Source organism: Streptomyces sp. NPDC060194, assembly GCF_042728285.1.
In the GTDB taxonomy this organism is placed as follows: Bacteria; Actinomycetota; Actinomycetes; order Streptomycetales; family Streptomycetaceae; genus Streptomyces.
The window spans coordinates 12,019-24,810 of the sequence record NZ_JBHWZH010000090.1 but is presented as its reverse complement, the minus strand read 5'-3'; the positions used below and the strand labels follow the sequence as shown (position 1 = coordinate 24,810).

Annotated in this window: 8 protein-coding genes, 1 tRNA gene and 1 other RNA gene; 2 read left to right on the top strand and 8 right to left on the bottom strand. The window is 76.7% G+C overall.

Annotated features, from left to right (window positions below; all coding sequences use genetic code 11):
- The coding region (locus ACFWEG_RS19635; protein ID WP_387216714.1) for a DNA polymerase III subunit gamma and tau at positions 1-1,508 on the bottom strand (1,508 nt) is incomplete at its 3' end.
- Positions 1,509-1,609: 101 nt separating this feature from the next.
- Positions 1,610-1,700, bottom strand: an RNA gene (gene ffs, locus ACFWEG_RS19630) — signal recognition particle sRNA small type.
- A 99-nt stretch (positions 1,701-1,799) separates the two neighbouring features.
- Between ffs and ACFWEG_RS19625 the strand changes: the two genes are divergently transcribed.
- Positions 1,800-1,884 (top strand) — tRNA-Ser (locus ACFWEG_RS19625).
- 68 nt (positions 1,885-1,952) lie between these two features.
- Here ACFWEG_RS19625 and ACFWEG_RS19620 read toward each other — a convergent pair.
- The 6 genes from ACFWEG_RS19620 to ACFWEG_RS19595 all read right to left on the bottom strand — a co-directional run bounded on the left by ACFWEG_RS19620 (position 1,953) and on the right by ACFWEG_RS19595 (position 9,237).
- The gene (locus tag ACFWEG_RS19620) at positions 1,953-3,158 is read right to left on the bottom strand and encodes a VWA-like domain-containing protein (RefSeq protein WP_387216716.1); all 1,206 of its coding nucleotides are present in this window, start codon (positions 3,156-3,158) and stop codon (positions 1,953-1,955) included.
- 155 nt (positions 3,159-3,313) lie between these two features.
- Entirely contained in the window at positions 3,314-4,630 is a 1,317-nt protein-coding gene (locus tag ACFWEG_RS19615; protein ID WP_387216712.1) for an AAA family ATPase, read from the bottom strand.
- A gap of 61 nt (positions 4,631-4,691) precedes the next feature.
- The gene (locus tag ACFWEG_RS19610; RefSeq protein WP_387216710.1) at positions 4,692-6,146 is read right to left on the bottom strand and encodes a hypothetical protein; all 1,455 of its coding nucleotides are present in this window, start codon (positions 6,144-6,146) and stop codon (positions 4,692-4,694) included.
- Positions 6,147-6,242: 96 nt separating this feature from the next.
- Positions 6,243-6,935, bottom strand: a complete 693-nt coding sequence (locus ACFWEG_RS19605) for a 1,4-alpha-glucan branching protein (RefSeq protein ID WP_387216708.1) — start codon at positions 6,933-6,935, stop codon at positions 6,243-6,245.
- Positions 6,936-7,083: 148 nt separating this feature from the next.
- Complete coding sequence (locus ACFWEG_RS19600; protein WP_387216706.1) at positions 7,084-8,283, bottom strand: MFS transporter; 1,200 nt, start codon at positions 8,281-8,283, stop codon at positions 7,084-7,086.
- 189 nt (positions 8,284-8,472) lie between these two features.
- Entirely contained in the window at positions 8,473-9,237 is a 765-nt protein-coding gene (locus ACFWEG_RS19595) for an SDR family oxidoreductase (protein WP_387216704.1), read from the bottom strand.
- A 145-nt stretch (positions 9,238-9,382) separates the two neighbouring features.
- Between ACFWEG_RS19595 and ACFWEG_RS19590 the strand changes: the two genes are divergently transcribed.
- Entirely contained in the window at positions 9,383-12,658 is a 3,276-nt protein-coding gene (locus ACFWEG_RS19590) for a BTAD domain-containing putative transcriptional regulator (protein ID WP_387216702.1), read from the top strand.
- The last annotated feature ends 134 nt before the right edge of the window (positions 12,659-12,792 follow it).

Sequence of the window (12,792 nt, the reverse complement as noted above, 5' to 3'; positions counted from 1 at the left end):
GGCCCGGCGGCGGCCGCGGTGGGCCAGCCGCCGGGGCGGGCGGGGGTGTCGTCCCCCGGGGTGGCGGGGGCGGCCGCCGCGGGGCGGGCGGTGCCGGGGCCGGCGGCGCCGGGCCAGGCGCCGGGGGGCGGGCCGGTCGGTGCCTGGCCCGGTTGTTCCGGCGCGGGAACGGTGGGGGCGGTGGGGGCGGCGGGGGGCGGGGACGACGGCGGGGTGGCGGGGGTGGGAGCCGAGGGCTGGGGGGGTGCGGCGGTGGGCGCCTGGACGTGCGCGTGCGCCGGCGCGGGGGGTCCGGCGGCCGGGGCGGGGGCGCCCTGCTGCACCGGCGCGGCGGCGAAGCCGCCCGCGAGCCCAGTGCGCTCCAGCCGGTCCAGCCGCGCCTGCAGCGACCGCTCGTCGCCGTAGGCGGCCGGGAGCAGGACGCGGGCGCAGATCAGCTCCAGCTGCAGGCGCGGCGAGGTGGCCCCGCGCATCTCCGTCAGCCCGGCGTTGACCAGGTCGGCCGCGCGGCTGAGCTCGGCCGCGCCGAACACCTCCGCCTGCGCCTGCATGCGTTCGACGACGTCGGCCGGGGCGTCGATCAGCCCTTTCTCCGCCGCGTCCGGCACGGCGGCGAGGATGACCAGGTCCCGCAGCCGTTCGAGCAGGTCGGCGACGAAGCGGCGCGGGTCGTGCCCGCCCTCGATGACCTCGTCGACGATCCCGAACGCCGCGGCCCCGTCGCCGGACGCGAAGGCGTCGACGACGGTGTCCAGGAGCGAGCCGTCGGTGTACCCGAGAAGCGCGGTGGCCATGGCGTACGTCACACCGTCGTCCGTGGCGCCCGCGAGCAGCTGGTCCATCACCGACATCGAGTCACGCACGGACCCCGCGCCCGCCCGCACCACCAGCGGCAGGACGCCCTCCTCGACGCGGCTGTCCTCCTTGCCGCAGACCTCCGCCAGGTAGTCCTTGAGGGTGCCCGGCGGCACCAGCCGGAAGGGGTAGTGGTGGGTGCGCGAGCGGATCGTGCCGATGACCTTCTCGGGCTCGGTCGTCGCGAAGATGAACTTGAGGTGCTCCGGGGGCTCCTCGACCACCTTCAGCAGGGCGTTGAAGCCCGCCGGGGTGACCATGTGGGCCTCGTCGATGATGTAGATCTTGTACCGGCTGCTCGCGGGCCCGAAGAACGCCTTCTCGCGCAGGTCACGGGCGTCGTCCACGCCTCCGTGCGACGCGGCGTCGATCTCGATCACGTCGATCGACCCCGGCCCGTTCCGCGCGAGGTCGCGGCAGGACTGGCACTGACCGCACGGCGTCGGCGTCGGCCCCTGCTCGCAGTTGAGGCACCGGGCGAGGATCCGCGCGCTGGTCGTCTTGCCGCACCCGCGCGGACCGCTGAACAGGTACGCGTGGTTGACCCGGTTGTTCCGCAGGGCCTGCATCAGCGGGTCAGTGACATGTTCCTGACCGATGACCTCGGCGAACGACTCCGGGCGATAGCGGCGGTACAGCGCGAGTGACGACACGCCTACGAGGTTATCGCCGCCCACTGACATCCCGGCCCGCCGTCGCACGGCCCCCGGACCACCCCTCGCCTCCCCCGCCGGCACTCCTCCCCCGGGAACGCGAAGACCCCTCACGCACCCGCCAGAGCCGACCTACCCTTGCTGCCTTCCGGCCCTGGGGGAGTTCAGTCAGATAGCGCCACGTGAGGGGCTGGCGCCCACCCTACCCGATGCCCCGCCGCAGGCAGAACCCGCTCTCCCACCCCCGATCGTGTTCGCGAGCACCCCCCAACGTCTTGTATTGTTTGCGGCGGAGGATTCGCCTAGTGGCCTAGGGCGCACGCTTGGAAAGCGTGTTGGGGGCAACCCCTCACGAGTTCGAATCTCGTATCCTCCGCACCCGCCCGAGAGGGCAGATGAGGGCCCCGACCGTTGTGACGGTCGGGGCCTTCGTCGTGGGCGGGGTCAGCCGATGGTGACGGTGCGGGCCCAGGGTGGGGGGTTGTCGGGGCGGTAGTCGGGGTCGGTCTCGGGAGTGCGGGGGGCGGGGCGGGGGAAGAGGCCGACGACGGTGCGGCAGGGGGGCGCGGCGGAGGGCCAGGGGGTCTGGCCGTCGGTGAGGACGACGATCACGTCGGGGCGGGGGCGAGTCGCGAGGGCGCGGGTGAAGCCGGAGCGCAGGTCGGTGCCGCCGCCGCCGACGAGGGTCATGCCCTCGGCGCGGCAGAGCGGGACGGCGATCCGGGCCGCCGCGTCGCAGGAGATCACGGAGACCAGGTCGCGGCGCCCGCCCACCGCCCGTACGATCGCCGCCACCTCGAGCAGCGCGCCGCCCAGTTCGGCGTCGCTGACCGAGCCGGAGGTGTCGATCACGACGCAGACCCGCGGCGGCGCACGGTGCAGGCTCGGCAGCAGCACCCCGGGGACGGCCGCCGCCCGCCGCGACGGACGCCGGTAGCTGTGGTCCTCGCCCCCGCCCGCCGCCCCGGTGGCGGAGCGGAGCGCCGCACCGAGCAACTGCCGCCACGGCTGCGGCGGATGGAACGCCTCGTCCGCCCACCGGCGCCACCCCGCGGGCGCGCTGCCCGGCCGGGCCCTGATGCCCTCGGCGACCCTGAAGCGAACCGCGTCCTGCTGCTGCCGGCTCAGCGCGTGCGCTCCGTCGGGACCCAGCTCCCACGGCCGGACCTGGCCGTCGGCGCCGCTCCCGCAGTCCAGCCAGGCCAGCTCCGCGCCGAGGCCGGACATCGACGCCGTACGGAGGTACTCCTCCATCAGCAGCCCGTCGGAGAGGCGCAGCAGGGACGGCAGGACGACCCCCGCCGGCCGGGGCAGACCGTCGCCGTAGATGTCGTCGTTGATCTCGAAGTCGGCGGCGATGTTGCGGCGCAGCCGCTGGCCGGGGCCGTACTCCTCGTGCTCCCGGGCGTAGCGCTCGCCGCGCCCGTGGTGGTCCCGCAGCAGGTGGGAGACCTCGTGCACCCAGACGCCGGCGAGCTCCTCCACGGGGGTGCGCGCCACGAAGCCGGGGGAGACGTACACGCGCCAGTGCGCGTCCACGCCCATGGTCGGCACGGAGCGGTCCTCCACCACCCGCAGCGCGAAGAGCGCGGCGGCGAGGTACGGGCGGACCTTCACCGCGTGCAGGCGTGCGGCGAGCAGCTTGTCCAGGTCCAGCGGCAGGACGGGGCGGGCGCGAGGCCCCGCGTCGGCCGGTGGCGCCGGGTCCGCGGCCCGCGACCGGGGCGGCGGCGGAGCGGGACGCGGCGGCGGAGCGGATCGGGGTGCCGGAGCGGAACGCGGCGCCGGGTGCCGCAGGGCCCCCGTCACCGGCGCGCCCCCGCGGGCCGCCCGGCGACCGCGGACGCCCGGCTCACCGAGGCGTCCGCCACCCGGGCGAGCCCGATCACACCGGTCAGCCGCTCCACCGCCTCGGGCACCTCCCAGTCGTCGCGCCGCAGCGAGGCCAGCGCGGTCGCCGGGGCGACGACGAGGTCCGGGGCGCCGGTCTCCAACGCCCGCACCAGGACCGCCCACCCCGCCTCCCACCGCTCGCGCCGCGGGCGCGCGCCGACGGCGGCCACCACCGCCTCCAGCGTCGCCTGCCGCAGGTCGCCGCGCTCCGGCAGCTCCGCGACGGCCGGGTCGGCCAGCAGCGACTCCGGGTCCGGCAGCTCCATCCGGTCGAGATGGGCGAGGAGTTCGAGCCCCGGCCCGTCCCCCACCGCGCCCCGCACGAGCAGTGCCAGCACGTCCCGGGAGACGGCGGCGGCCGTGCCGAAGGCGAGCAGGGTGAGCGCGGCCTCCCAGCTCCGGGGCGAGGGCCACGCGCCGCCGCGCCGCGTCTCGGTGCTGGGCAGCCGGTGGATCAGCGTCGGCCGCGCGTCCAGGAAGCCGCAGACGGCGCGCCGGGCGTACGCGACGGCCTCCGGCAGCAGCTCCGGCGCCAGCGCGGGCAGTTCCGCGCGGGGCCACACGCCGCCGAGGCCGCGTACGACCACCTCGCGGTCGTGCGCCCAGTACAGGTGCACGAACCGGTTGGCCAGCGGCGGGCTGAGCTCCCACCCGTCCGCCGCCGACGCGCGCGGATTGGCGGCGGCGACGATCCGCACCCCCGCCGGCAGCCGCAGCGCGCCGACCCGCCGCTCCAGGACGATCCGGAGCAGGGCGGCCTGGACGGCGGGGGTCGCCGTGGAGAGCTCATCCAGGAACAGCAGTCCGCGGCCGGCCCGGACGATGTCCACCGCCCACTGCGGCGGTGCCATCGGCACCCCGTGGACGGTCGGGTCGTCACCGAGCACGGGCAGGCCGGCGAAGTCGGTGGGGTCGTGGACGCTGGCGATCACGGTCGTCAGCGGCAGGTCGAGGGAGGTGGCGAGCTGGGTCAGGGCTGCGGTCTTGCCGATGCCGGGCTCGCCCCACAGCAGCACGGGCAGGTCGGCCGATACGGCCAGGGCGAGGGCTTCGAGCTGCTCGTCGGGGCGCGGCTCGGTGGTGGTGGTCCGCAGCCGGGCCAGGAGGTCGTCGGCGACGGCGAGGCGGGCGCCGGTCGAGGCGCCGGTCGAGGCGGCGGTCGAGGCGGCGGTCTTGGTGGCGGTCGTGGCGGCGGTCGTGGGTGCGGGCAGGAGGGTGCTGGACGTCATGGGCATCACCTGGGGATGAGGGAACGGGCGTTCAGGACGAGGAAGGAGCGGACGGACGTGCTCAGTTCGGGTGCAGGGCGGTACGGGTCCTGGCGCGGCCGGTCCGCTTGCCGCGCAGGGTGAGGCGCAGCGCTTTCGGCGCGGCGCGGTCGAGCCGCGGACGGTGGTCCGGCTCCGCGTGCCGGGCCCCCGCGCCGCTCCCGCCCGTACCGGACGCGGGGTGCAGGGCGACGAGGTCGGCGCGGAAGAGTCCGTGGTCGACGCGGCGGGCGGCCGCCGATTCCAGCTCCTCCCGCAGCGGCCCGTCGCGCAGGACCGCACCGGGACCGAGCAGCCCCTCGACCACGGCGAGGGCGCCGGCCACGTCGCCGTGGTCGAGCCGCTCGCGGACCGCGGGCAGCGCCTCCGGCTCGCGGTGCACGGTGTCGATCGCGCGCAGACAGGGCAGCGGGGATCCGCCGAGCGCCACGAGGAGTTCCTCGCGGCGCAGTTGCGCCGGGTCGTGGTCGACGGCCGTCAGCACGCCGTCCCGGAGGGCGATCCGGTGCACCTCGCCCCCGCACTCCACGCGGTGCGGATCGCGGGGCGGGCGACGGAGCCGGTGCGCGTCGGACGGAGCCGGGGCCACCGGCGCCAACGCCCGGCCGACCAGCGGGTGCAGCCGGCCGGGCGTGATCAGCCCGGCCCGCAGCAGTTCCAGGTCCGGCAGCGGCCGGGCGGCCGCCTCGGGCAGCAGCGGAAGGACGGCGGCCTGGTGCGGCGGCGGAGGTCCCGGTAGCGGCCTCCACGTCGGCACGTGGGTGTCGTCGGGGGCGACGAGTTCGAGGACGGCGAGGTCGCGGGTGCCGAGCCGTACGGTGAACACGCCGCGAGGACGCCCGGCGGCGCGCAGCAGCAGTTCGGCCTCCGCGGCCCACCGGTCGGTCGCCCACGCCCCCGCCCACGGGTCGCCGCCCGCCACGGACCCGCCGGGCGGTGGCCCGGCGCCGGCTCGGGACGCCAGCTCCCCGGAGCTCTCCGCGTCCCAGAGGTGCCGGTGGAGGTCGAGCCGGAAGCGCCGGTGGGGGTGCGGGTGCGGATGGCGCGGTGGACCGTCGGACCCGTCCCACAGCGCGAGGGACATCCGCTGGCCGGCGTCGGCCCGGGCGGGCGGCGTCCGCACCACGAGGTGGACCGGCGGCGCGCCGGGGCTCTCGTAGCGGCGCAGGGAGAGGGTCAGGCCCGGCCGGAGCCGACCGTCGGGGGCCGACCGGGGCATGTGCCAGCGCAGCAGGTCCGGCGCCAGTCGGCGCAGATCCGCGCGCAGGCGGCGGGCGAAGGCGGTGCCGTGGCGGTCGCGCACGGCGCGCAGATCGAGATCGGTGTCGACGCGGGCGGCGGCACAGGCCCCCGCCCAGTCTCCGGCCGCCCGGCGCGCGGCCGCGGTCCCGATCATGGACGGCGGCACGGCGTACTCCCGTACGCGGAGCCACATCTGCAGGTGGGGCGGGATCGCGGGCGCGAAGTGAGGTGCCATCAGCACTCACCTTGCGCGGACGATTCCCCCGATCTTCCAGAGGAGTTGGTGTTCATCACCGCGACCATAGGCGGCGCCCGCGCACCTGTCAGCCGATTATCCGCCCTGGGGAGCCGTCGCGTGGACGGTCACGAACGGGGTGCGGGTCGTGGTGCCGTCGGGGTGGAGGAGGGGGGCAGTGACGTGGCCGACGGCGGGCGCGCCGACGGCGGCGGGCAGGACCCGGTGCAGGCGGAGGGTGACGGCGCCGGGGGCCGCGGCGGTGGGGACGACGAGGTCGGTGCTGCGGGGGCCTTCGGTGATCGCGGTCGGCGGGGTCGTGGCGGCGAGGCCGTCGCCGGTGAAGGCGGAGGCCACGGTCGGGTCGGAGGCGTTCGACTCGCTCTGGCGCTGCGGGATGGCCTCGCCGAGGACGAGCGCGACGAGCCGCCCCACGAGCACCGGGTCGTGGACCCCGTCGTAGACCCACCGGCGGCCCAGGACGCCGTGCTCGGCGGTGCCGATGAGGCCGTGCCCGGCCCCGTCGAGCGGGGCGCCGCGGTAGGTGACGGGGACGAGGTAGGCGACGGGGCCGTCGGCCGCCGAATCGGCTCCCGAGGCGCCGGCGCCGGAGTCGGTGACCACCATGAACTCGATGCCGACCTCGCCCTGCGGGTCGTCCAGGCGGAAGCCGCCGGCCTTGGCGAGCAGCGGCTCGCCGCGACCGATGTACCACGGGCGGCCCGGCAGCCAGGCCTCGATCAGCTCGTGCTTCGTGGGCGACATGGTCGTGCGGTGGATCACGGACACGGGCGGCTGCTCCTCGTACGGCGCGCTGCGTCGGCGGGCTCGGCGCGCACGACGGGGTGCGGCGGGCGCGGTGGGACCCGGCGGACGCGGTGGGTCGGCTGACGTAGCCACCCCACCACACCGCACCCACCGCCGTCGCCCCGAAATGTCACGCCGCGACGGGTCGTCGGGCGGGGAACCCGTGCGTGCGGGCGGTCAGGACCAGCGCGAACACCGGGGCGAGCAGCAGCAGGACCGCCCAGGGCAACGAGCCGGCCCCGAGGTGGTCGAGCAGCAGGCCGCCGAGCAGGCCGCCGGACGCCATCGCCACGTTCCAGAGCGTCACCAGCATCGCCTGCACCGCGTCACCGGATCCGCCACCGGCGTCGCCCGCCGCGGTCTGCAGCAGGGTCGGGGTGCCGCCCCAGCCGAGCCCCCAGAGCGCGGCGGCCGCGACGACGAGGGCGGGGGTGTCGGCCGGCGTGCCGAACACCGCCGAGGCGGCGGCGACCAGGAGGACGGCCAAGACCGTGAGCCCGCGCAACCGGCGATGGATGTGCGCGCCCACGATCCAGATGCCGAGGAGCGAGGCGACGCCGAAGATCAGCAGGACGAGATCGGTCGCGTCGCCCATGCCGAGGTCGTCGAGGAAGGTGGCGATGTAGGTGTAGAGGACGGTGTGCGCGAGGACGAACACCAGCGTCACGGTGAGGACCGGCGCCACCCCCGGGATGCGCACGGTCCGCGCGAGGGGCGGTCTGGCACCGGCCGGAAGGCCGGGGAAGTCGGGCACGGCGACGGCGATCCAGCCGACGAGGAGAAGGGTCAGCGCGGTCATCGACCCGAACACGAGCTGCCAGTTCAGGACCTGCCCCAGGTAGGCGCCCGCCGGGACGCCCAGGGACAGCGCGAGCGGGATGCCCGCCATGGCGACGGCGATCGCCCGGCCCTGCAGGTGGACGGGCGCCAACCGGCGCGCGTAGCCGGCGAGCAGGGCCCAGGCCAGGCCGGCGGCGACACCCGCGACGCAGCGGGCGGCCATCGTCACGGCGTAGGCGGTGGACACCGCCGTCACGGTGTTGGCGGCGGCGAAGAGGCCCATGGCGGTGAGCAGCAGGTGCTTGCGGCGCCAGGACGAGGTGGCGGCGGTCAGCGGGATCGCGGTGGCCGCGGTGCCGAGCGCGTAGACGGTCACGGTCTGGCCGGTGGCCGACTCGCTGACGCCGAGGTCGGCGCTCATGGCGGGGAGCAGGCCGGCGGGAAGGGTCTCGGTGAGGCTGGTGACGAACACGGCGGTGGACAGGGCGAGGAGGGCGAAGAGGGGGAGCTTGTCGCGCTCCACCGGGGTGGCAGGAGGGGAGACGGTCACGGGTGCTCCTCGGGAGCGGGAAGGACGGCGGGGAAAGCCCGACGGCCCGGCTGTCACGGTCCGTTCGGGGGCACGCCGAGGGCCGGACAGGGCACCGGCGGCCGGGCGATGATTCACGTGAAACCGAGCGACGTGTTTCACGTGGAACAGCGAGGGCGTTTCACGTGAAACATCGCCGCGGCGCGCCCGCTACCGCTCCGGCGCCGGGATCTGCTGGGCCAGACCACCGTCGACGGCGAGCTTCGTGCCGGTGGTGAACGTGGCGTCCACGGCGAGGAAGACGGCGGCGCGGGCCACCTCGTCGGCGGTGCCGTGCCGTCCGAGCGGGGTGAGCGCGTCGCCGGCCTCGGCGAACGCGGCGTGCTCCTCGGGGCTGAGGCGCTGGACGCCGCCGCCGGGGGTGTCGATGAAGCCCGGGGCCACGGCGTTGACGCGGATGCCCCGGCCGGCCAGCTCGGCGGCGAGCGCCTGGGCGAAGGACCACAGGGCCGCCTTCGACATGGAGTAGACGCCCATCGCGGGGGTGCCGGTGGTGTCGGCGACGGAGGTGGTGAACACGATCGACCCGCCGTCGGCGAGCAGCGGGAGCAGCGCCTGGACGGTGAAGTACGCGCCCTTGGTGTTCACGGCGAACTGCCGGTCGTAGTCCGCCTCCGTGACGTGCTCGGTGGGGGCGAGGAAGGCGATGCCGGCGTTGACGAAGAGGTGGTCGACCGAGCCGAGCCGGTCCTCGACGGCCGGTGCGAGCGCGCGCACGGAGGCGAGGTCGGCCAGATCGGAGACGACCGGGTGCGCCGTCGGGCCGAGTTCCTTGGCCGCCTGGTCGAGATTGGCCTCGCTGCGCCCGGTGACCAGGACCCGTGCGCCGCCCTCGGCGAGGCGCTTGGCGACGGCCAGACCGATGCCGGTGGTGCCGCCGATGACGACGGCCTTCCTGTCCTTGTACCTGCTCATGGTTCATACCGCTTCCGTCGTCTTCGGCGTCCCGCGCCGCTGAGGCGACTCTGCGCGCGGGCGCTTCGGGAACGCTTCGGGAACGCTGACGGACGCTGACGGACCTCGCCCGGCCGCCGCCGACCGCGTGTGTACGGTTCGGTGCATGCGGTTCGGGGTGCTTGGTCCACTGGCGGTGTGGGACGGCGGGGGGACGCCGGTCCGGGTCCCGGAGGCGAAGGTGCGCAAGCTGCTCGCGGCGCTGCTCGCCCACGAGGGACGGACGGTCTCCGCCGACCGCCTCGTCGACGAACTGTGGGGCGACCGGCCGCCGGGCAACCCCGCGAACGCCCTGCAGGCGAAGGTCTCGCAGCTGCGCGGCGTCCTCGGCCGCGAGCGGGTCCTGCGCCAGCCACCCGGTTACCGGCTGCTCGCCGACGACACCGACGCCGTGCGGTTCGGCGCGCTGGCGGACCGCGCGGGGCGCACCCCGGACGCCGCGGAGCGCGCCGCGCTGCTGACGGAGGCGCTCGGGCTGTGGCGCGGCCGGGCGTACGCCGACTTCGCCGACGAGGAGTTCGCGCGGACGGCGGGGCAGCGGCTTGAGGAGCAGCGGCTCGCGGCGGAGGAGGAGCGGGCGGCGGCGCGGCTGGAGTTGGGCGAGCACGCGGCGGTCGCCGGGGAGCTGACGGAGCTGGTGGCGCTGCACCCGTTCCGCGAGCGGCTGCGCGCGCTGCAGATGCGCGCCCTGTACCTCGCGGGCCGACAGAGCGAGGCGCTGGCCTCGTACGACGACCTGCGGCAGCGGCTCGCGGACGAGCTGGGGATCGCCCCCGGCCCGGAGGCGACGGCGCTGCACGGGGCGATCCTGCGGCAGGAGGTCGAAGGGGCGGCGGCCGGACGCCCCGGACGGCCCGCTGCGAAAGCGGTCTTCGGCACCGCTGCGGGCACCGTCGCACCCGACCGCCCCGGCGCACCCGATCGCCACGGCGCACCCGAGCGCCCCGGCACCCACCGGGTGCCCACGAACCTGCCCACCCCGCTCACCGGCCTCGTCGGCAGGGACGCGGCGGTCGACGACGTCGTCGGACGGCTCGCGCGGGGCCGGCTGGTCACCCTGACGGGCCCCGGCGGGGTCGGCAAGACCCGGCTGGCGGTGGAGGCCGCGCGGCGGCAGGCGGGCGGCGGCTTCCCCGACGGGGTATGGCTGGTGGAACTCGCCGGGCTGCGGGGCGGGCCGGCCGATCTGGCGCCCGCCGTCGCCATGGTCCTCGGCCTGCACGACGACGCCCCCTCGGGCCCCGTGCCGTCCGGCGGACCCGCCGCCCGGCTGGCCACCGCGCTGCGCGACCGGACCGCGCTGCTGGTGCTCGACAACTGCGAGCACGTCGTGGAGGCGGCGGCCGCGCTCGCCGCGTCCCTGCTCGAGTCCGCCCCGGGGCTGCGCGTGCTCGCCACCAGCCAGGAGCCGTTGGGGCTGACGGGGGAGACCGTCGTCGCGGTCGAACCGCTGCCGTCGCCGGACGCCGTGCGGCTCTTCACCGAGCGCGCCGCCGCGGCGGCCCCCGGCTTCGCGCCGTCGGACGCCGACCGGGGGGCCGTGGCGGAGATCTGCGCCCGTCTTGACGGGATCCCGCTGGCGCTGGAGCTCGCGGCGACCCGCGTCCGGGCGCTGGGGGTGGAGCGACTGGCGGCCCGACTGACCGACCGGTTCCGGCTGCTCACCACCGGGCGGCGCGGTGCGCCGGCCCGGCAGCAGACCCTGCGCGCGATGATCGACTGGAGCTGGGAGCTGCTCGGCGCACCCGAGCGGATCGTGCTCCGTCGGCTCGCGGTGCACCGCGACGGCTGCACCCTGGAGGCGGCAGAGGCCGTCTGCGCGGGGGACGGGGTCTCCCCCGAGGACGTGCTCGACCTGGTGACCCGGCTGGTCGACCGGTCCCTGGTGGTCGTGGTCGACGGGCCGTGCGGGCCCCGCTACCGACTCCTGGAGTCCGTCGCCGCGTATGCGAGGGAGCGGTTGGCGGAGCTGGAGGACCTCGGCGCCGTCCGCGAGCGGCATCTGCGCTACTTCCTGGCGCTCGCCGAGCGCGCGGAGCCGCGGCTGCGCGGCGCGGACCAGCGGGAGTGGCTCGACCGCCTGGACGCGGAGCGCGCCAACCTGCGGGCCGCGCTCGACGCGGCGCTGGGCCGCGAGCCGGGGTGTTCGGGGGAGGCCGCGACCGAGGCGGGGGTGCGGCTGGCCACCGCGCTGAGCTGGTGGTGGCTGCTGCGCGGCCGCCTTGACGACGCCGTCCGCACGCTCTCGGAGGTGCTGGCGGCGTCGGGGACCGCGGCGCATCCGGAACCGGCCATGCTGCGGGACGCGTTCGGCCTTCTCACCGGTGAGCAGGCCGCACCCCGCACCGCCGACCCGTGGATCGACGACCCCCTGCGCCGGGGGCGCGCGGCCTGGCTGTACGCGCTCGGGCTGTTCAACGTGGGCGCCCCGGTGGCGAGCGCGGAGCTGAACGCCCGGGCTCTCGCGCTCTTCGAGGAGGCCGAGCCCGGCCCGGAGGCGCGCTGGGGGATCGCGGCGACGCTCGCCCTCCGCTCGGTGCAGGCGGTCATCAGCGGCGACCTCGCCACCGTCGACCGCGCCGGCCACCGCAGCGCCCGGATCTTCCGCGAACTCGGCGACCGGTGGGGCGCGTTGCAGACCGTGTCCCCGCTCGCCTCGCTCGCGGAGATCAAGGGCGACTACGCCGAGGCCGCCCGCCTGCAGAACGACGGGCTGCGCATCGCGGAGGACCTCGGGCTGCGCACCGAGGTGTCCGCGCGGCTGTCGGGACTCGGGCGGCTGGCGCTGCTGCGGAAGGACTGGGAGCAGGCCCGGGAGCTGCACGAGCGCGCCCGGAAGCTGGCCTCGGACCTCGGCTACAAGTTCGGCGAGATCCACGCGCGGATGGGGTCGGCGCTCGGAGCCCGCCGCTCGGGCGACCTGGACACCGCCGAGGCGGAACTCGACCGCATCCGCGCCTGGTACGCCGACGTCTCCTCGGAGGCCGGCAACCACCTGCTCCTCGCCGAGCTGGGCTTCGTGGCCGAACTGCGGGGCGACGCCGCCCGGGCCCGGACGCTGCACCTCGCCGGACTGGACCTCGCCCTCTCCCTGGCCGACCCGCGCACGCTCGCGCTGTCGTTCGAGGGCCTCGCGGGGGCGGCCGCGCTCGCCGACGACGGCACGGCGGCCGGGGCCGGCCACGCCGCCCGGCTCCTCGGCGCCGCGGCCCGCGCGCGCCAGAGCGTGGACGCCCCGCTCCCCGCCGCCGAACGCGCGGACGTCGACCGGGTGACGGCCGCGGCACGCGCCCGACTGGGACCGGACGGCTTCGCGGCGGCGTTCACCGAGGGCGCGGCCCTGGACCCGGCCGCCGCCGAGCGGCTGGCCCGGCGGGCGTGACGCCGGCGTTCACCACGGCCGGGCGGCCGGACCACCCGGCCCCGGGGGGGGCGGGGCCCCGGGGGGGGGGGGGTGTGGCAGCGCGCCGCCGGGCGGGTCGGGCGACAGGACACAATGGCAAGGTAGGCGCCCGG